This is a genomic window from Leifsonia shinshuensis, assembly GCF_013410375.1.
Lineage (GTDB): Bacteria > Actinomycetota > Actinomycetes > Actinomycetales > Microbacteriaceae > Leifsonia > Leifsonia shinshuensis.
In genome coordinates this window covers 3,054,440-3,072,829 of record NZ_JACCFL010000001.1, presented here as the reverse complement: position 1 = coordinate 3,072,829, position 18,390 = coordinate 3,054,440, and the positions used below count along the sequence as shown (strand labels likewise).

Below are 18,390 nucleotides of genomic sequence, written 5' to 3'. Positions count from 1 at the left end.
GCGCGTCCTCAGGGGAGCGTGTAGCCGTCGCCCTCCGCGACCGCGAGCCCGTCGGCGACCAGCCCGCGGAGCGCGCGGTCGCGCTGCTCCGCGTCCGGCCAGACGTCCTCCAGCTCGGCGGGCGTGACCGGGATGTGCGAGCCGCGCAGCTCGGCGAGGATGCGGCCGCGCACCTGCCGGTCGCTGCCCTCGTACTTCTTCTGCACGGCCTTGCGCGGGCCCGCGTAGGCGGGATACCCGGCGGCGCGCCACGCGCAGGTCGCCGCCAACGGGCAGTCGTCGCAGCGCGGCGAGCGGGCGACGCAGACGATCGCGCCGAGCTCCATCATCCCGGCGTTGAACGCGGCCGCGGCCGGACGGTCGTGGGGGAGCAGCGCCGTCATCGCGGCGAGGTCGCGCCGGGAGCTGGGCGGACCCGGCTCGCCCTGGCCGTCCACGGCGCGGGCGATGACCCGCCGCACATTGGTGTCCACGACCGGATGGTGCGCCCCGTACGCGAACACCGCGACCGCGCGCGCGGTGTAGTCGCCGATCCCCGGCAGGGCGAGCAGCGCCTCCACGTCGTCCGGCACCACGCCGCCGTGGCGCTCGGTGATCGCGACGGCCGCGGCGTGCAGCCAGAGCGCCCGGCGCGGGTAGCCGAGCGACTGCCAGGCGCGCACGGCCTCCCCGGGCGGGACGGCGGCCAGGTCGGCGGGCGTGGGCCAGCGGGTCAGCCACTCCTCGAGCCGCGGGATGACGCGGGCGACCGGGGTCTGCTGCAGCATGAACTCGCTGACCAGGGTGCCCCACGGGGTGAAGCCGTCCCGGCGCCAGGGGAGGTCGCGGCGGTTGGCGTGGTACCAGTCCACCACCGCCGTGGCGAACGCGTCGGGTCCGTCCGGGTGGGGCATGCATCGAGGCTACCCGGTGCGGCGGCATATGCTCGTCCCATGATGCTGCCGCCGACTCCGCGCGTGCTCGCCCTCCGCGAGATCGTGGCGGAGGTGCGTGCGCTCGCGCCGGGCGGCCGGGTGATCGTCGCGGTCGACGGCGGCGGTGGCACCGCGGACTTCGCGGACGACCTCGCCGTGGTCTTCCGGGAGTCCGGCGTCGACACGCACCGGGCCTCCGTGAGCGACTTCCACCGGCCCCGCGCCGACCGGACGTTCTTCGGCCCGGAGACGCCGGAGCGCTACTACCGCGACGCGTTCGACTACTCGACGCTCCAGCGGGTGCTGCTCGACCCGTTCCGGATGGGAGGCAGCACCGGGTTCCAGACGGCGGCGTTCGACGAGGTGCGGGATGCGCCGCTCACGAGCCGGTGGGAGACCTCGGGTCCCGACGCCGTGTTGGTCATCGACGGCGAGTTCCTGCTGCGGCCGGAGCTGCGGCGGGAGTGGAACGCGTCCATCCTGCTGGTGAACGCGCCGGAACGCGCCGTCTACGAGGAGGAGGCGCGGCCGCGGGCGTTCGCGACCATCCTGGTGGACGCCTCGGACCCGCTCGTGCCGGTGCGGGTGCCGCGGAACGAGCCGGCCTAGCGAGCCGGCCTAGCGAGCCAGCAGGGGCGCGAGCCGGCGGGCGACCTCGGCCGGCGGGATGAACGCCTTCGTGGCCTCCACCTCGTGCACGAGGCCGGTCAGCGCCGCGTTGACCGGCGCCTCGCGCCCGATCGCCCGCGCTTCGGCGACGACCGCGCCGTTCAGGTAGTCGATCTCGCTGAGCTGGCCGCGGCGGATGCTCTGCAGCGTCGAGCCGGGGTTGGGCGTCGCGCCCATCCTGCGCCGCATCAGCAGCGGGACGACCTGGGCCAGCCAGCGCGGCGAGGAGGCGACGAAGCGCAGGATCCGGTCGTCCAGGCCCTGGATGCTGCCGAAGCGCACGCCGCGCGCGATCCCGATGCGGACGGCCTCCTGGAGGCTCGCTGTGATGATCGGCCGCAGTTCGCGGCCGCCCAGCGTCGCCTGCGCGCTCAGCCCGGTGATCGCCGGCATGGCGTTGACCTGGTTGACGATCAGCTTCGTCCACTGGCAGCCGGTGAAGTTCTCGACCGCGAAGCTCGGCATGGCGGCGTCGAGGATGCGCGCGGCCTCCACCGCGCTCGCCGGCGGCTCGCCGTCGCCGGCTCCGAGGTAGGTGTTCGCCGTCGTCGTCACGGAGACGCGGCCGGGGGAGAGGTAGCTGGCGGCGTAGAGCGCGAGCGCGCCGACGCAGTCGGAGCCGGGCAGGAGCTCGGTCGCGACCCGGAGCCCGGCGAGGCCGTTCTGGACGACCACGACGGTGATGCCGTCGAGGAGCGCCGCGTTGTCGCGGATGGCGGCCTCGGCGTCCTGCGCCTTGGTGCAGACGAACACCAGCTCGGGCCGGGTCTGCAGCCGCTCGGCGGCGGCGACCCGCGCGGTGTGAACGCCCCAGCCGCCGTCGAGGCGCAGGCCGTCGGCCCGGATGGCGGCGAGCTGCTCGCCGCGCGCGGTGACCTCCACGAGGTGGCCGACCCGGTCGAGGAGCGCCGCGATCGTGCCGCCGATGGCCCCTGCTCCGATCACGCCGATTCGCACGCCCTCCAGCCTAGGTGAGGGAGCGAACAGGCAGGACACGCCGCCTCGCGCGGGTGCGAGACGGCGTGTTCTGCCAGACGGATGGTCGGCTACTCCGCGAGGACCGGGGTCGGCTCGGCGGTGGCCTCGGCCTCGGCCGCCGCGCCGAGCGCGCCGGGCTCGGCGTCCGCGGTGTGCGCGGCCGCCGCGAGCTCCGCGGCCCGGCGCCGGCTCGGCAGGGCGAGCGAGATGACCGCGGCGACGGCGAGCGCTCCCGCGCCCACCCAGACGGCCGGGATGGCGGCGCTCACATAGCCGGTCGGGGTCAGCGTGCCGCCGGCGCCGGTGAACACGGCGGTCAGCACGGCGACGCCGAGGGCGACGCCGATCTCCCGCAGCGTGGAGTTGGTGCCGGAGGCCTTCGCGTGGTCGGCGGCGCGCATGTTCGCCAGCACCGCGGTCGAGCTGGGCGCGAACACCAGGCCCATCCCGACGCCCGCCAGCAGGAACGGCGGCCACATCTGCGAGTACGGCAGGTCGGCGGACAGCGTCCCGGCGATCCACGCCATCGCCCCGGCCAGGAAGACCAGGCCCACGACGATCGGCAGGCGGGTGCCCGTGCGCCCGGACACCAGACCGGTCAGCGGCGCGACAACCATCGGCGCCAGCGTCCACGGCATGGTCATCACGCCGGCCTCCAGCGGGGTGTGCCCCTGCACGACCTGGAGGAACTGGATGAGAATGAAGATCGCCCCGAAGATCCCGAAGCTGAACGTCACGCCGACGAGGTTCGCGACGGTGAAGCTGCGGTCGCGGAACAGCCGCAGCGGCAGCAGGGGAGCGGACGTGCGCGACTCCCAGAAGACGAACGCGACCAGCAGCGCGCCTCCGGCGATGAGCGAGAACAGCACCTCCGCGCTGCCCCAGCCCGCGTCGTTGCCGCGGACGATGCCGTAGACCAGCCCGAGCACGCCGGGCGCTGCCAGCAGCAGGCCGACGATGTCGGCGCGCACCCGGTCGCCGAAGCTGTTCGGGATGGCCAGCAGCACGAGCGGGACGGCGATGACGCCGAGCGGGACGTTCAGCCAGAAGATGGCCTGCCAGTTCCAGCCCTGGACGACCGCGCCGCCGATCAGCGGGCCGAGGGCGACGCCGAGGCCGGAGATGCCTCCCCAGATGCCGATCGCGGCGGGACGCAGGCGCTGACTGACGCTGCCAGCGAGCAGCGTGAGCGACAGCGGGAGCAGTGCGGCGGCGCCGGCGCCCTGGACGGCGCGGGCGGCGATCAGCATCCACGGCTCAGTGGCGAGCGCACTCGCCGCGCTGGCCAGGGTGAACACGACGATGCCGCCGAGGAAGACCGAGCGGCGGCCGAGGCGGTCGCCCATCCCGACGGCCATCAGCATGAGCGTCGCGAAGCTGAGCGTGTAGGCGTTGACCACCCACTGCAGCTGCTCGATGGAGGCGCTGAGGTCGCGGGCGATGACGGGGAGGGCGCTGGTGACGACCAGGTTGTCGAGGGTCGCCATGAACATCGGGAGGGAGACCGCGACGATCGCGAGCCAGACGGGGACGCGGCGCGCTGCGGAGCGGGCGCGAGCCGGGTTGTCGGTGCGGAGAGAAGTCATGGGACTTTCGCTTCCTGGGTCGATGACGGGTGAATCGGGAGTGGAGTTGGAAGTAATCGAATGATTACAACGAACTGTAGTAATCGACTGATAACATGTCAAGCATGACTTCGGCGATCAGTGAACGGATCCCTTCGGGCGAGCGGCGCGAGCAGATCCTCGGCGCGGCGAGCCTCGTGTTCGGGGAGCGCGGCTACTTCGGCGCGACCACCGACCAGATCGCCAGGGCGGCGGGGATCAGCCAGCCCTACGTCGTGCGGATGTTTGGCAGCAAGGAGAACCTCTTCGTGGAGGTCCTGCAGCGCGCGCTCGACAAGCTGATGGTGAGCTTCCAGTCCACGATCGACGACTGGAAGGCCGAGGGCTCGCCCGTGGGCGAGGACGGCGGAGACCTCCACGAGATCGCCCGCAGGCTCGGGCTGGCCTACGTCAACCTCCTTGAGGACCGCGGCATCCTGCTCTCGCTCATGCAGGCCTTCGCGATGGGCAACGATCCCGTCATCGGCCAGCGCGCCCGCGACGGCTTCCTCGGGATCTACAAGATGGTCCGCGACCAGGTCGGCTTCTCGCCGGACGAGGCGCGCAGCTTCCTCGCCGAGGGCATGCTGCTCAACACCCTGCTCGGGCTCAAGCTGCCGGCCGAGTACGGTAAAGACGTGTGCGCCACCGAGATCATCGAGTCCACCTTCCGCACCAAGCTGCAGCTGGTCCTCGACGTCGCGGGCGAGAACGCATGACGGGTAGCGGTCTGATCCTGGTCGACAAGCCGGGGGACTGGACGAGCCATGACGTCGTCGCGCGCGTCCGCCGGCTGGCCGGCACCCGCAAGGTGGGGCACGCGGGCACGCTCGACCCGATGGCCACCGGCCTGCTCATCCTCGGGGTGAACTCCTCCACCCGGTTGCTGACCTACATCGTCGGCGCGGACAAGGAGTACCTGGCGACCATCCGGCTCGGCGCCACCACGACCACCGACGACGCCGAGGGCGACATCACCGCGGAGGCCGACCCGGCCGACGTCGCGGCCGTCACCGACGACGCGATCGCGCGCGGCATCCGCGCGCTGACCGGGGAGATCGAGCAGGTGCCGAGCTCGGTGAGCGCGATCAAGGTGGACGGCAAGCGTGCGTACGCGCGCGTCCGGGCCGGCGAGGAGGTCGCCCTCCCGCCGCGGGCGGTGACGATCGCCGAGTTCGAGCTGCTGGCGGCGCGCCGGCTGCCGGACGCCACGGCTCCGGTGGCCGTCGAGCTGGATGTGCGCGTCGTCTGCTCCTCCGGCACCTACATCCGCTCGCTCGCGCGCGACCTCGGCGCCGATCTCGGCGTCGGCGGCCACCTCACGGCGCTGCGCCGGACGCGCGTCGGGCCGTTCGATGTGCGGGAGGCCCACGAACTCGATACGCTCGATGCCGCGGCCGCCCTCATCCCCGCCGCGCGAGCAGCCTCGGAGCTCTTCGAGACGCTCGAGCTGACCGAGCAGCAGGCGATCGACCTGACGCACGGTCGCCGGATCCATGTCGCCGACCGGGAGGGCGCGGGAGGCGGCCCCGTCGCGGCCATCGCCCCCGGTGGCCACCTCGTGGGGCTCATCGAGTTCCGCGGAAAGGAAGCCAGGACGCTCGTGAACTTCCCGACCGACGAGATCGCCTCCGCATGATCGAATGGTTCGTGGCGCTGCAGGTCGGCGTCGCCCTGGTGGCCGGCGTGCTCTGCCTGGTGCTCGGGCTCGCCGGACGGGTCCCGAACGACCTGACGATGGGAGCGGTCGCGCTCGTGGAGCTGCTGCTGATCGTGCAGCTCGTGATGGCGATCGTGGGGCCGCTGGTCGGCAACTCGCCCACCGGCAGCCTCGCCGAGTTCTACATCTACCTGATCTCGGCGCTCATCCTGCCGCTCGCCGGCGGGTTCTGGGCGCTCATCGAGCGCAACCGGTGGAGCACGGTCATCCTCGGCGGCGTCTGCCTGGCGATCGCGGTCATGGTCTACCGCATGGGGCAGATCTGGTTCGTCCAGGGCGCCTGACCACGCGGGCGCCCGAATAGAATTGTCGACGATGTCCCACCACACCATGTCCGCACGCGAGCAGGGCGGGGGCGAGACGCCCCGGCGCCGCATCTCCGGCGTCGGCCGCGTCCTCGTGTTCGTCTACGGCGTGCTCGCGCTGGCCGCGACCGGCCGCAGCGTCTTCCAGATCATCGACCGGTTCCACGAGGCGCCGGTCGCGTTCACGCTGTCCGGGCTCTCCGCGGTCGTCTACATCGTCGCGACCGTCGCGCTCATCGCGCCCGGCCGGGTCTGGTACCGGGTGGCGTGGATCACCATCACCTTCGAGCTGGTCGGCGTCCTCGTGATCGGCACGCTCAGCCTGTTCGCGCCCGCGACGCTCGGCCTGCATGACATCGACCCGTTCGGCCGCGACGCGACCGTGTGGTCGGTCTACGGCATGGGCTACCTGTTCATCCCGCTGGTGCTGCCGGTCCTCGGGCTGCTTTATCTGTCCAAGCACAAGCCGAGCGACGGGGCGCGTTCGTGAAGGTCTTCGGCTCCGTCGAGGAGATCCCGGACGGCTTCGGGCCGAGCGCGGTCACCATCGGCAAGTTCGACGGTGTCCACACCGGACACCGCGCGGTGATCGAGCGGCTGCGCGCCGTCGCCGCCGAGCGCGGGCTGACCGCGGCGGTCATCACCTTCGACCGGAACCCGCTCGAGCTGCTGGCGCCGGAGAAGTGCCCGGCCTCGCTGGTGAGCAACCGGCAGAAGCTGGAGCTCCTGGCCGAGACCGGGATCGACGCGACGCTCATGGTCGCGTTCGACCGTCCGCTCGCGGACCTGCCGCCGGAGGAGTTCGTCCACCGCATCCTGGTCGACCGGCTGCACGCCGCGTCCGTGCTGGTGGGCAGCGACTTCCGCTTCGGCGCGCGCGGGGCGGGGGACATCGACCTGCTGCGGGAGCTGGGGGAGCGCTACGGCTTCACCGTCGAGCTCATCGACGACGTGCGGCCCGAGCACGGCCGGCGGGTGTCCTCCACCTGGATCCGGGAACTGCTGGCGGCCGGCGACGTGGGACACGCGGCGGAGCTGCTCGGCACCGTGCCCACCGTGCGCGGGGTCGTCGTCCACGGCGCGGCCCGCGGCCGTGAGCTCGGCTACCCGACCGCGAACCTGTCGCCGGAGTCCGAGGGCCTGATCCCCGCCGACGGCGTCTACGCCGGCTGGCTGACCGACGACGACGGCACCCGGTACCCCGCGGCGATCTCGGTGGGCAACAACCCGACATTCGAAGGGGTGCCGCAGAAGCAGGTGGAGGCCTACGTCCTCGACCGCGAGCTCGACCTCTACGGCCACACGGTCGACGTGGCCTTCTCGGAGCGCATCCGCGGCATGGTCGCCTACTCCGGGATCGAGCCGCTGATCGCGCAGATCGCCGCGGACGTCGAGCAGGCCAGGCGCATCCTGACCGCCGAGCGCGCGTGACCGAGGCCACGCGCGACGCGGCGGCCTCCGCCCGCCCGCCGCGGCCGCTCTGGCAGGGCCGCGCGGTGGCCCTGCTCGGCATCCTGCTGGTCGCGGCCAACCTGCGCACCGCCGTCGCCGCGCTCTCGCCGATCTTCACCGAGATCCGCGGCGAGTTCCCGGTCTCCAGCGTCGGCGTCGGACTGCTGGGGATGCTGCCGCCGGTGTGCTTCGCCCTGTTCGGGCTGCTCGCGCCGGTCTTCACCCGGCGCCTGGCGCTGGAGGCGGTGCTGCTCTGCGCGCTCGGCGTCATGCTGGCCGGGCACGTCCTCCGGGCGACGGCGGGATCGTTCGCGATGCTCGCCATCGGCTCGGCCGTGACCTTCGCCGGGATGGGGGTCGGGAACGTCCTGCTGCCCCCGCTGGTGAAGCGGTACTTCCCCGACCGGATCGGGCTCGTGACGGCGCTGTACGCGACGGTGATGTCGGTGAGCACCCTGCTGCCGCCGCTCGTCGCGGTCCCGGTCGCCGACGCGGCGGGCTGGCACGTGTCGGTCGGGATGTGGGCGCTGGTCAGCGTGCTGGCGATCCTGCCGTGGCTGCGCATCCTGGTCACCCACCGGCCGGCGCACCCCGAGCACGATGTAGAACTGGAGGAGGCCGACCGCTCGCTGATCCGGCGGATCTGGCGCTCCGGGCTGGCCTGGGCGATGGCGGTGGTGTTCGCGGTGTCGAGCCTCAACGCCTACGCCATGTTCGCGTGGCTGCCGCAGCTCGTCCATGACGTCGCGGGGACGCCGCCGGCGGAGGCGGGCGCGCTGCTGTCGATCTACGCCGGGATGGGCATCCCCGCCGGACTGCTGGTGCCGCTGCTGGCCGCGCGGATGCGGAACGTCACGGCGCTGATCTACGCGGGGGTCGCGTTCTTCGTGGCGGGCTACGCGGGGCTGATCTTCCTGCCGGGCGTGGCGACCTGGCTGTGGGTGGCGTTCGCCGGCCTCGGGCCGCTGCTGTTCCCGCTGAGCCTGGTGCTCATCAACGTGCGCACGCGGACGCACGCGGGCTCGGTGGCGCTGAGCGGCTTCACGCAGGGCCTCGGCTACACCCTCGGAGCGCTCGGGCCGCTGGCCGTCGGCATCCTCCACCAGGCAACCGGCGGCTGGACCGTGCCGCTCGTGGTGCTCACCGCAACCGCGCTGGCCGCTGCCGCGGCCGGCGCCGTCGTCGCCCGCCCGGTCCCCCTAGAAGACCGCTGACCTGCGCTGGCCGCCGAGCACAGGAAAAACGCTCGGATTCAGCCCCAAGAGCGACGAAATTCCTGTGCTCGCGGGCTAGTCGCGGGGGTTGGCAGGGAGGAGCGCGCTGCGGTGGATCAGGGCGGCCGCGCCGATGAGCGGGCCCTCGGAGGACAGCGCGCTCGGGACGATTCGCACCTTGCGGACGAACGGGAAGTAGTGCGCCTCGATGACCTCGCGCATGTGGGTGAACAGGTCGGGCGTGGAGTGCGAGAAGCCGCCGCCGATCGCGACCAGCTCCAGGTCGAGCAGCGCGGTCGCGGAGGCGATGGCGTGGCCCACGGCGCGGCCGGTGCGGGTGATCGCGGCGACCGCGACCTCGTCGCCCGCGGCGTAGGCGGCGGCGAGCTCCTCTCCGGTGGTGCCGGTGAAGCCCTCGCCGCGCGCCCAGGCGACGGTGTGCGGGCCGGAGGCGATGGCCTCCAGAGCGTAGGGGGCACCGAAGGTGTCCTCACCCCGGGTGGCGCCCACCTCGACGTGCCCGATGTGCCCGGCGTTCCCCGTGGGTCCGGTGATGACCCGGCCGTCCACGATCAGGCCGCCGCCGATGCCGGTCGAGATCACCATGCCCATCACGTTGTCGACGCCCTGCGCCGCGCCCACCCAGTGCTCGGCCATCGTGATCGCGACGCCGTCCATCTCCAGCGTCACCGGCACGTCGAGGCTGAGGGAGGCCGCCACCGAGGCGATGAAGTCGCGCAGCGGGTAGTCGCGCCAGTCCGGCACGTTCAGCGGCGAGACCAGGCCGCGCCTGCGGTCGATCGGGCCGGCGCAGCCGATGCCGACGCCGACGACGGTCGCGCCCTCCGGAAGCGCGGCCAACGCGTCGCGGACGACGCCGCCCACCGAGGCCTCCAGGTCGGCGACCGTCGCCGTGCGGCCGGTCGGGAGGCGGTGGCGGGAGCCGGGGAGGAGGACGCCGTCCGCGTCGACGAGGGCGGCTTCGACCTTGGTTCCGCCGAAGTCGACGGCGAGTGCGAGGGGAGTGGCAGACACGAGCCAACGATAAACGAAACTGTCCCTGCTCATTTGAGCAGTCAACGCGCAATCGTTGCACACCGTCCTAAGCTGGACGCGTGGCCCTGAACGATTCCGACGAGATCCTCGCCGTCAAAGCCGCAGAGCTGTACTACGAGGCGGGCAAGACCCAGGACGAGATCGGCGTCGCCCTCAACGTCTCCCGCTGGAAGGTCGGCCGGCTGCTGGTCGCGGCGCGCGAGCACGGTTTCGTGCGCATCGAGATCGTGCACCCGAGCGCCAGGAAGTTCTCGCTGGAGCGCGAGCTGTGCTCCTTCTACGGCCTGGAGGACGCCGTGGTCGTCCCCGCGGCCGAGTCCGACTCCGACGTGCAGGCCCGCGTCGCGCAGGCCGCCGCCGACTACCTCACCACCCTGCGACCCGTCCCGCGCACCCTCGGGGTGAGCTGGGGCCGCACCCTCCACGCCGTCGCCGCCCGGCTCCGCCCGGGCTGGGCCGTCGGCGTGAACCCGGTCCAGATCAACGGGAGCGTCTCCAGCACGCGCCAGGCCACCGCGGCGGCCGACACGGCCGTCGTCATGGCCCGCAAGGCCCAGGGCACGGCGACGCTGCTGCCCAGCCCGGCGATCTTCGAGCACGCCGCCACCCGTCGCGCGATCGAGTCCGACCGCTCCGTCCAGTCCGTGCTGGAGCTCGCCCGCAACGCGAACGCCTACCTGTTCAGCGCCGGCACGGTCGACCCCAGCTCGGTGCACGTCGACTCCGGCTACCTGTCGGCGGAGGACGTGCTCGCGCTGGCTGCCAAGGGCGCCGTCGGCGACGTCGTCGGGCGCTTCATCGACGACACGGGCCAGGTCGCCGACCCCGAGCTCGACAGCCGCACCCTTGGCCTCAGCCTGGACGAGCTCCGCAACGCGGGCACGTCCATCGCGGTCATCGCTGGGGAGGCCAAGCACGGCATCGCCCACGCGGTCGTCGCCAGCGGGCTGTGCACAACCCTGATCACCGACGAGTCGACAGCCAACGACCTCCTCGGCCGCGCGCCGAACATGAGAAAGCAGATGTCATGACCATCGAAACGACACCGCCCGTGCGCACCCTCGCGCCGGCGGCCCGCGCCGTCGAGGTGCTGGGCGGCGACCTCACCGAGGGCTCGCTCCGCCGCTACCTGGGCGGCATCCCCGGGGTGGACGCCGTCGGGCTGGAGCAGCGCGCCGCCGGCCTCGGCACCCGTTCCATCAAGACCACCAGCAAGGCCTGGGCGCTCGACAAGATCATCGAGCTCATCGACCTGACCACGCTGGAGGGCGCCGACACGCCGGGCAAAGTGCGCTCGCTCGTCGCCAAGGCGCTGACGCCCGACCCGAGCGACCTCACCGCGCCGCGGCCCGCCGCGGTCTGCGTGTACGGCGACATGGTGCCCTACGCGGTCCAGGCGCTCGGCGCGTCCCACGCGGGCCGCGTCGCCCGCGAGACCGGCCAGGCCGGCGGCATCAACGTCGCCGCCGTCGCCACCGCGTTCCCGAGCGGCCGCGCCTCCCTCCCGGTCAAGCTCGCCGACACCGCCGACGCGGTCGCGGCCGGCGCCGACGAGATCGACATGGTCATCGACCGCGGCGCCTTCCTCTCCGGCCGCTACGGGCTCGTCTTCGACGAGATCGTGGCCGTCAAGGAGGCCTGCCGCCGCGACGACGGCAGCTACGCCCACCTCAAGGTGATCCTGGAGACCGGCGAGCTGAACACCTACGACAACGTGCGCCGCGCGTCCTGGCTGAGCATCCTCGCCGGCGCCGACTTCATCAAGACCTCCACCGGCAAGGTCTCGCCGGCGGCGACCCTCCCGGTGACGCTGCTGATGCTGGAGGTCGTGCGCGACTGGCACCGGCTGACCGGGGAGGAGATCGGCGTGAAGCCGGCGGGCGGCATCCGCTCGTCGAAGGACGCCATCAAGTACCTCGTGACGGTCGCCGAGACCGTGGGCGAGCACTGGCTGCAGCCGCACCTGTTCCGGTTCGGCGCCTCCAGCCTCCTCAACGACGTGCTGCTGCAGCGCCAGAAGCTGCACACCGGGCACTACTCCGGCGCCGACTACGTGACGATCGACTGAGACGGGACGACAACACCATGAGCTTCCTCGAGTACGCCCCGGCCCCCGAGTCGCGCGCGATCCTCAACCTGCGCGACCAGTACGGCCTCTTCATCGACGGCGAGTTCGTCGACGGCCACGGCACGCCGTTCCAGACCATCTCCCCGGCCACGGAGGAGCGCATCGCGACCATCGCGACCGCGGACTCCGCCGACGTCGACCGCGCGGTGGCCGCCGCCCGCCGCGCCTACGACCGGGTCTGGTCGCGGATGAGCGGCAGCGACCGCGGCAAGTACCTGTTCCGCATCGCGCGCCTGATCCAGGAGCGCGCCCGCGAGCTGGCCGTCGCCGAGAGCCTCGACAACGGCAAGCCGATCAAGGAGAGCCGCGACGTCGATGTGCCCCTGGTCGCCGCCTGGTTCTTCTACTACGCAGGCTGGGCCGACAAGCTGGAGCACGCCGGCCTCGGCCCCGCGCCGCGCGCCCTCGGCGTCGCCGCCCAGGTCATCCCGTGGAACTTCCCGCTGCTCATGCTGGCGTGGAAGATCGCCCCGGCCCTCGCGGCGGGCAACACCGTCGTCCTGAAGCCGGCCGAGACCACCCCGCTGACCGCACTGCTGTTCGCGGAGATCGTCCAGCAGGCCGACCTCCCCGCCGGCGTCGTCAACATCGTCACCGGCGCCGGGGAGACCGGCCGCGAGCTGGTCGCCCACCCGGACGTCAACAAGGTGGCGTTCACCGGGTCCACCGCCGTCGGCCGGGAGATCGCCCGCTCGGTGGCCGGCACCGAGAAGAAGCTCACGCTGGAGCTCGGCGGCAAGGCCGCGAACATCGTCTTCGACGACGCGCCGATCGACCAGGCCATCGAGGGCATCGTCAACGGCATCTTCTTCAATCAGGGCCACGTCTGCTGCGCCGGCAGCCGACTGCTGGTGCAGGAGAGCGTGCACGACGAGGTCGTGGAGCGCCTGAAGCGCCGCCTCTCGACGCTCCGCCTCGGCGACCCGCTGGACAAGAACACCGACATCGGCGCGATCAACAGCGCCGAGCAGCTGCAGCGCATCCGCGAGCTCTCCGACATCGGCGAGGCCGAGGGCGCCGAGCGCTGGACGGCCGAGTGCGCCATCCCGGAGAACGGCTTCTGGTTCGCGCCGACGATCTTCGACAACGTCTCGACCAGCCACCGGATCGCCCGCGAGGAGATCTTCGGCCCGGTGCTGTCGGTGCTGACGTTCCGCACCCCGGCGGAGGCCATCGCCAAGGCGAACAACACGCCGTACGGCCTCTCGGCCGGCATCTGGACCGACAAGGGCAGCCGCATCCTGGCCGTCGCCGACAAGCTCCGCGCCGGCGTCGTCTGGGCGAACACTTTCAACCGGTTCGACCCGGCCAGCCCGTTCGGCGGCTACAAGGAGTCCGGCTACGGCCGCGAGGGCGGCAGGCACGGCCTCGGCGCCTACCTGGTGCCCGGCCGCTCGCTGCCCGCTGCACGTCCCGCTGTGACGGCCTCCCGCACCTCCACCCGCACCACGACCCGCAAGGGAGCGACGAAATGAGCCGCCTGGCCGTGCCGAAGACCTACAAGCTCTACATCGGCGGGAAGTTCCCGCGCTCGGAGTCCGGCCGCACGTACGAGGTCGTCTCGGCGAAGGGCGCGTTCCTGGCGAACGCCGCCAAGGCCTCCCGTAAGGACGCCCGTGACGCCGTCGTGGCCGCGCGCGGCGCGCTGTCCGGCTGGGCCGGCGCGACGGCGTACAACCGCGGCCAGGTGCTCTACCGGATCGCCGAGCTGATGGAGGGCCGCCGGGCCCAGTTCGTGGACGAGATCGTGTCCGCGGAGGGCGTCTCCGCCGCCGTCGCGGGCGCCCAGGTGGACGAGGCGATCGACCGCTGGGTCTGGTACGCCGGCTGGGCCGACAAGTTCGCCCAGGTCGCCGGTAACGCCAACCCGGTCGCCGGCCCGTACTTCAACATCTCGGTGCCGGAGCCGACCGGCGTCGTCGCGATCGTCGCGCCGCAGGACTCCAGCCTGCTGGGCTTCGTCAGCGCCATAGCGCCGGCCCTGGTCGCCGGCAACACCGTCGTTGTCGTGGCGAGCGAGCGCTTCCCGCTGTCGGCGATCAGCCTCAGCGAGGTGCTCGCGACGAGCGACGTCCCGGGCGGCGTGGTCAACATCCTCACCGGGTCGCCCGCGGAGATCGCCCCGTGGCTGGCCTCGCACGCCGATGTCAACGCGCTCGACCTGGTCGGCGCGGGAGCGCTGGAGTGGGTGGACCTGCAGATCGCCGCGGCGGACACGCTGAAGCGCGTGCTGACGCCGGAGAACGGCCCGGACGCCGCTGCACCGTCGCTGGACCGCATCGCATTCTTCACGGAGACCAAGACGGTCTGGCACACCAAGTCGCTGCTGTAGCCGTCGGGTCGCCGCGGGCACCCTTCCGACCTCCCTCGTTCTGAGGGAGGATGGGAGGATGAGCGACGGGTGGGGTTCTGGGCACGGAACACTCGCCCTGGTCGGCGACAGCCTGACCCAGGGCGGCGACTGGGCGGCCTGGCTGCCGGGGGAGGACGTCCTCAACCTCGGCGTCGCGGGCGACACGTCCGACGACGTGCTCGCGCGCCTCGGCCAGATCGTGGAGGCGCGCCCGGCGACGGTCGCCCTGCTGATCGGCACGAACGACCTCGCCTGGCGCCGCTCGGTCGAGCACGTGGTGCGGAACGTCGAGACGATCCTGGTCACGCTCCGCAAGGAGCTCCCGGAGGCGCGCATCCTGGTCCAGTCGGTGCTGCCCCGCGGCCGCGAGTTCGCCGACCAGATCCGCGACATCAACCGCCACTTGTGGCAGTTCGCACCCACCGTCCACGCGGCGTGGCTCGACCTGTGGCCGGCGATGGCGCTCGAGGGCGGCGAGCTCAACCCCGCCTACACCGACGACCGCCTCCACCTCAACGAGGAGGGCTACCGGGTCTGGCTGAGCGAGCTCGTGCCGGGACTGGAGCGGGCGCGGCAGCTGCCGCCGAACAGCCGGGCGATCCAGCTGCCGGATCTGGGCGGGGCGGCGTAGGGGGTCACGCCCCCCGCAGCATCTCCTCGTAGAACCGGATCCCGCGCAGCCACGTGGCCACGCCGATCCGCTCGTTCCGCGCGTGCAGCGTCCCGCGCTCCTCCGCGCTCATCTCGAACGGGGTGAAGCGGTAGACGGCGTCGCTGATCGCCGTGAAGTGGCGGCCGTCGCTGGCGCCGAGCATGATGTACGGGGTCGCGATCGCGTCCGGGTGTACGGCGGAGATCGCCGACGCCACGCGCGTCCACTGCGGGCCCGACGTCGGGGAGACCGGGGAGGGCTCGTTCGCGTCGACCGCCTCGATGCGGACGTGGGGGTCGTGGATGGCGCGGCGCAGGTGCTGGAGGGTTTCGGCGACGGTGGAGCCGACCGCGATGCGGACGTTGACGACCGCCTCCGCCGTCTCCGGCAGCGCGTTCGCCGCCAGGCTGCCGTGGAGCTGCGTCACGGCGGTCGTGGTCCGCACGATCGCGCGGGTCTCGTCGCCGAGCCGGGTGAACACCCAGCGCAGCAGCGGCTGGAGCCGCCGGGCGCGGGTGAACACGGCCCGGAGCGGTCCGGTGGCGTGCGCGCCGAGGGTCTCCACCATCAGCAGGTTCGTCTCGGTCAGGCGCGCGGGGAACGGGCGCGCGTTCAGGCGGGTGATCGCCCGGGCCAGCCGCACCGTCGCCGTCGTCCGGGGCGGGGTGGAGGCGTGGCCGCCGTGCTGCTCAACGGTGAGCCGGACGGTGGTGATGCCCTTCTCGCTCACGCCGACCACCGCGATGGGCTTTCGGATGCCCGGGAAGACGCCCTCGATCACGGCGCCGCCCTCGTCGAGGACGAGGGCGGGGCGGACGCCGCGCGAGCGCAGCACCTCCACGATGCCGCGCGCGCCGGAGCCGAACGTCTCCTCGTCGTTGCCGAACGACAGGTAGACGTCGTGCGCGGGGACCACGCCGTCCGCGAGCAGGGCCTCCACGGCCTCCAGGATCGCGACGGCCGCGCCCTTGTCGTCCAGCGTGCCGCGGGCCCAGAGCAGCCGGTCGTCGCCCCGGCCGGTCAGCTCGGCCGCAAACGGCGGGTGGTCCCAGCCCTCCTCGGTGGCGGGCACCACGTCGTAGTGCGCCATCAGCACCGTGGGCGCACCGGCGGCGTCGCGCCCGCGCCAGCGGTAGAGCAGCGCGTGCCCGCGGTCGCCGTGGCGCTCCCGTTCGAGCTCGGCGTGGACGCGGGGGTAGAGCCGGGGGAGAGCGTCCACGAACGCGTCGAACGCGGCCCAGTCGGTCTCCTCGACCGCATTGCGGGACATCGTCGGGATACGCAGGAGCGTGCGGAAGCGCTCCAGCGCCTCGGTGTCGCGCGCGGCGCTCCCGGCGGCGACCTCGTCCGTCGCGCTCACTCGCCGGCCGCCCGGCGGAACGCGGAGAGCGCGTCGTCGTTGAACAGCACGAAGCGCACGAGCTCGACCGAGCCGACGCCGGAGGAGAGGACGGCGCGCACCGTGCTCACCGCGATCCGGGCCGCGTCGTCCAGCGGCCAGCCGTAGACGCCGGCGGACACGGCAGGGAACGCCACCGTCGCGGCGCCCAGCTCGCGCGCCACCCGCAGCGACGAGCGGTAGGCGTTCTGGAGGTCGGGCGTGCGGTCCTCCGAACGGGCCCAGACCGGCCCGACGGTGTGGATCACCCACTGCGCCGGCAGGTCGCCCGCGGTCGTCGCGACGGCCTGCCCGGTCGGCAGGCCGTCCGGCAGGGTGGTCGCCCGCAGTTCGCGGCACGCGGCGAGGATGGCGGGGCCGCCCCGCCGGTGGATGGCGCCGTCGACGCCGCCGCCGCCAAGCAGGGAGCTGTTGGCGGCGTTGACGACGGCGTCCACGGCCTGCTCGGTGATGTCGCCGCGGACGATCTCGATGGGGTCCGCCATCTCAGCCCCGGTTGTTCGACAGCTCGTACACCTTCAGGAGCTCGAGGATGGCGTCGTCGCGCTGGTCCCCGCCCTCCTCGAACATCGCCGAGACGTGGGTCTTGAGGTGGTTCTCGACGAGCAGCTTGTTGAGCGACCCGAGCGACTTCTGGATGGCCAGCGACTGGGTGATGATGTCGACGCAGTAGTCCTCGTTCTCGATCATCTTCTCGAGGCCGCGCAACTGCCCCTCGAGGATGCGCGTGCGGTGCAGCGCTCTCTTCTTGATGTCTGCGATCACGCGTCCCAGGATACCGCGGAAACCCCATACCCCGGCCAGGTATCCGCCCGCGGCGAACCGCCCCTCGTGCGCCCGATGTATCCGGGTGTATGCATGACGCGCGCGGGGACATATGCCGCCAGGTCCATGCGTCTGTATCAGATTCGGGACGGGAAGGCGCGACACGCGACACGGCGCGGCGCGTTGGCACCCCCTAACGGGGGGTGTGGGAGGACATACCGGCTGGTCTATCCTCCCTAACAGGGGTTGAGAAATATTCGTTTTACAGGAAAGGCCCGACTTTGCTGAAGAACCTCAGCCCGCTGCTGTCCGGTGCGCTTTTGAGCGCCCTGGACGCGATGCAAGATGGCGACACACTTACCCTCGTCGGCAGCGGCTATCCCGAAGAAGCACTCACATCGCCCATCGTCCACCTGGGGGAGGACGTCACCACCGAGGCCGCCGCCGAGGCCATCCTCAGCGTGTTCCCGCTCGACACCGCAGACCCGTCGCCGATCGTGTTCCTGGACCTCGCAGCAGAGCCCTACGAGGTCCCCGACGTCGCGTTCGCGGTGAACGGCATCGCCTCGGACGCGGAGCTGCGCCGCATCCCGATGACCCGGCTCGACCTCGAGCCGTTCGTCGCGCTGGCCCAGCGTTCCGCCGTCATCGTCCGCGTGGGATCGGACGCGCCGCCGTGCGCGTTCCTGTTCCGCAGAGGCGCACTCTGAATCCATCCGCTCACAGCCGTCCGCGCCCCGGGGAGAGGTCTTGTCCCAGGGGCGCGGGCCGTTCGGGCCGCTGACGGTTCACTAGAGTTGACGGGTGCCCTACACCCCGCAGCCTCCCGCCTACAACCGCGCCGCGCTCGCCCCGGGCATCCTGGGCGCGCTGGTGCTGCTGTTCGGGCTGGCGTTCGCGGACTGGTACACCTACGTGCAGTACGCGGTGAGCATCCTGGCGCTCATCCTCTGCGTGTTCGCCTGGCAGGCGAAGAGCCGGTGGTGGCTGGCCGGCCTGGTCCCGATCGCCGTGCTCTGGAACCCGATCTGGCCGCTCCCCGGGCTCACCCCCGTACTGCCGCTGCTGAGCCTCGCGGCGGCCGCCGTCTTCGTCGTCGCGGGACTCACTATCAAGATTCCGGCCGACACGCGCCGCTGAGCCCTCCCGATACGGTAAAATGACGGTTGCACGGCCGTCCT

Annotated in this window: 21 protein-coding genes; 14 read left to right on the top strand and 7 right to left on the bottom strand. The window is 72.3% G+C overall.

Translation table 11 applies throughout. The features are described from left to right. Nucleotides 1–8 precede the first annotated feature (8 nt). A complete protein-coding gene (locus HNR13_RS14930) occupies nt 9–893 on the bottom strand; it encodes an HhH-GPD family protein (protein ID WP_179606991.1) in 885 nt (294 codons plus the stop codon). Between the two features lie 39 nt (nt 894–932). Here HNR13_RS14930 and HNR13_RS14925 point away from each other — a divergent pair, with 39 nt between their 5' ends. After that, nucleotides 933–1,523 carry a nucleoside/nucleotide kinase family protein gene (locus HNR13_RS14925; protein ID WP_179606989.1) on the top strand — a complete coding sequence of 197 codons (591 nt, stop codon included), beginning with the start codon at nt 933–935 and terminating at the stop codon, nt 1,521–1,523. 9 nt (nt 1,524–1,532) lie between these two features. Here the strand turns inward: HNR13_RS14925 and HNR13_RS14920 are convergent, their stop codons facing one another. Together HNR13_RS14920 and HNR13_RS14915 are read right to left on the bottom strand one after the other, a co-directional pair. Next, nucleotides 1,533–2,540, bottom strand: a complete 1,008-nt coding sequence (locus HNR13_RS14920; RefSeq protein WP_179606988.1) for a 2-dehydropantoate 2-reductase — start codon at nt 2,538–2,540, stop codon at nt 1,533–1,535. An 89-nt stretch (nt 2,541–2,629) separates the two neighbouring features. After that, nucleotides 2,630–4,147, bottom strand: coding sequence for a DHA2 family efflux MFS transporter permease subunit (locus HNR13_RS14915; protein ID WP_179606986.1), 1,518 nt, complete (start codon nt 4,145–4,147; stop codon nt 2,630–2,632). 104 nt (nt 4,148–4,251) lie between these two features. Between HNR13_RS14915 and HNR13_RS14910 the strand changes: the two genes are divergently transcribed. From HNR13_RS14910 to HNR13_RS14885, 6 genes are read left to right on the top strand one after another with little or no spacing between them, the layout of a single operon-like run. Continuing rightward, nucleotides 4,252–4,884, top strand: a complete 633-nt coding sequence (locus HNR13_RS14910; RefSeq protein WP_179606984.1) for a TetR/AcrR family transcriptional regulator — start codon at nt 4,252–4,254, stop codon at nt 4,882–4,884. Continuing rightward, a complete protein-coding gene (truB, locus tag HNR13_RS14905) occupies nt 4,881–5,804 on the top strand; it encodes a tRNA pseudouridine(55) synthase TruB (protein WP_179606982.1) in 924 nt (307 codons plus the stop codon). Before HNR13_RS14910 ends, truB begins: the two co-directional genes overlap by 4 nt. Then, nucleotides 5,801–6,169: a hypothetical protein gene (locus HNR13_RS14900; RefSeq protein ID WP_179606980.1), complete on the top strand. Its 369-nt coding sequence runs from the start codon at nt 5,801–5,803 to the stop codon at nt 6,167–6,169. Before truB ends, HNR13_RS14900 begins: the two co-directional genes overlap by 4 nt. Before the next feature lie 31 nt (nt 6,170–6,200). Next, on the top strand, nt 6,201–6,680 hold the full coding sequence (locus HNR13_RS14895) for a hypothetical protein (RefSeq protein WP_179606978.1): 480 nt from the start codon (nt 6,201–6,203) through the stop codon (nt 6,678–6,680). Further along, nucleotides 6,677–7,621 (top strand): bifunctional riboflavin kinase/FAD synthetase, encoded by a 945-nt coding sequence (locus HNR13_RS14890; RefSeq protein ID WP_179606976.1) that lies wholly within the window; start codon nt 6,677–6,679, stop codon nt 7,619–7,621. The genes HNR13_RS14895 and HNR13_RS14890 overlap by 4 nt, the downstream gene beginning before the upstream one ends. Further along, a complete protein-coding gene (locus HNR13_RS14885) occupies nt 7,618–8,856 on the top strand; it encodes an MFS transporter (protein ID WP_179606974.1) in 1,239 nt (412 codons plus the stop codon). Before HNR13_RS14890 ends, HNR13_RS14885 begins: the two co-directional genes overlap by 4 nt. 75 nt (nt 8,857–8,931) lie before the next feature. Here HNR13_RS14885 and HNR13_RS14880 read toward each other — a convergent pair whose 3' ends face one another. After that, nucleotides 8,932–9,891: an ROK family protein gene (locus HNR13_RS14880; RefSeq protein WP_343063574.1), complete on the bottom strand. Its 960-nt coding sequence runs from the start codon at nt 9,889–9,891 to the stop codon at nt 8,932–8,934. A gap of 80 nt (nt 9,892–9,971) precedes the next feature. Between HNR13_RS14880 and HNR13_RS14875 the strand changes: the two genes are divergently transcribed. From HNR13_RS14875 to HNR13_RS14855, 5 genes are read left to right on the top strand one after another with little or no spacing between them, the layout of a single operon-like run. Next, on the top strand, nt 9,972–10,943 hold the full coding sequence (locus tag HNR13_RS14875) for a sugar-binding domain-containing protein (protein WP_179606970.1): 972 nt from the start codon (nt 9,972–9,974) through the stop codon (nt 10,941–10,943). Beyond that, nucleotides 10,940–11,980 carry a deoxyribose-phosphate aldolase gene (deoC, locus tag HNR13_RS14870; RefSeq protein WP_179606968.1) on the top strand — a complete coding sequence of 347 codons (1,041 nt, stop codon included), beginning with the start codon at nt 10,940–10,942 and terminating at the stop codon, nt 11,978–11,980. Before HNR13_RS14875 ends, deoC begins: the two co-directional genes overlap by 4 nt. A gap of 17 nt (nt 11,981–11,997) precedes the next feature. Beyond that, a complete protein-coding gene (locus HNR13_RS14865; RefSeq protein ID WP_179606967.1) occupies nt 11,998–13,515 on the top strand; it encodes an aldehyde dehydrogenase family protein in 1,518 nt (505 codons plus the stop codon). Beyond that, on the top strand, nt 13,512–14,372 hold the full coding sequence (locus HNR13_RS14860; protein WP_179606965.1) for an aldehyde dehydrogenase family protein: 861 nt from the start codon (nt 13,512–13,514) through the stop codon (nt 14,370–14,372). The genes HNR13_RS14865 and HNR13_RS14860 overlap by 4 nt, the downstream gene beginning before the upstream one ends. Before the next feature lie 58 nt (nt 14,373–14,430). Further along, nucleotides 14,431–15,024 (top strand): SGNH/GDSL hydrolase family protein, encoded by a 594-nt coding sequence (locus HNR13_RS14855; protein WP_179606963.1) that lies wholly within the window; start codon nt 14,431–14,433, stop codon nt 15,022–15,024. A gap of 4 nt (nt 15,025–15,028) precedes the next feature. Here the strand turns inward: HNR13_RS14855 and HNR13_RS14850 are convergent, their stop codons facing one another. The 3 genes from HNR13_RS14850 to HNR13_RS14840 all read right to left on the bottom strand — a co-directional run bounded on the left by HNR13_RS14850 (nt 15,029) and on the right by HNR13_RS14840 (nt 17,209). Beyond that, the gene (locus tag HNR13_RS14850) at nt 15,029–16,315 is read right to left on the bottom strand and encodes a M20/M25/M40 family metallo-hydrolase (protein WP_179609529.1); all 1,287 of its coding nucleotides are present in this window, start codon (nt 16,313–16,315) and stop codon (nt 15,029–15,031) included. Nucleotides 16,316–16,401: 86 nt separating this feature from the next. Further along, the gene (locus tag HNR13_RS14845) at nt 16,402–16,929 is read right to left on the bottom strand and encodes an O-acetyl-ADP-ribose deacetylase (RefSeq protein ID WP_179606961.1); all 528 of its coding nucleotides are present in this window, start codon (nt 16,927–16,929) and stop codon (nt 16,402–16,404) included. 1 nt (nt 16,930) lies between these two features. Then, complete coding sequence (locus HNR13_RS14840; protein ID WP_055919275.1) at nt 16,931–17,209, bottom strand: metal-sensitive transcriptional regulator; 279 nt, start codon at nt 17,207–17,209, stop codon at nt 16,931–16,933. Between the two features lie 281 nt (nt 17,210–17,490). Here HNR13_RS14840 and HNR13_RS14835 point away from each other — a divergent pair, with 281 nt between their 5' ends. Then, on the top strand, nt 17,491–17,919 hold the full coding sequence (locus tag HNR13_RS14835; protein ID WP_179606959.1) for an RbsD/FucU domain-containing protein: 429 nt from the start codon (nt 17,491–17,493) through the stop codon (nt 17,917–17,919). A 94-nt stretch (nt 17,920–18,013) separates the two neighbouring features. Next, on the top strand, nt 18,014–18,349 hold the full coding sequence (locus HNR13_RS14830; RefSeq protein ID WP_179606957.1) for a DUF6804 family protein: 336 nt from the start codon (nt 18,014–18,016) through the stop codon (nt 18,347–18,349). The last annotated feature ends 41 nt before the right edge of the window (nt 18,350–18,390 follow it).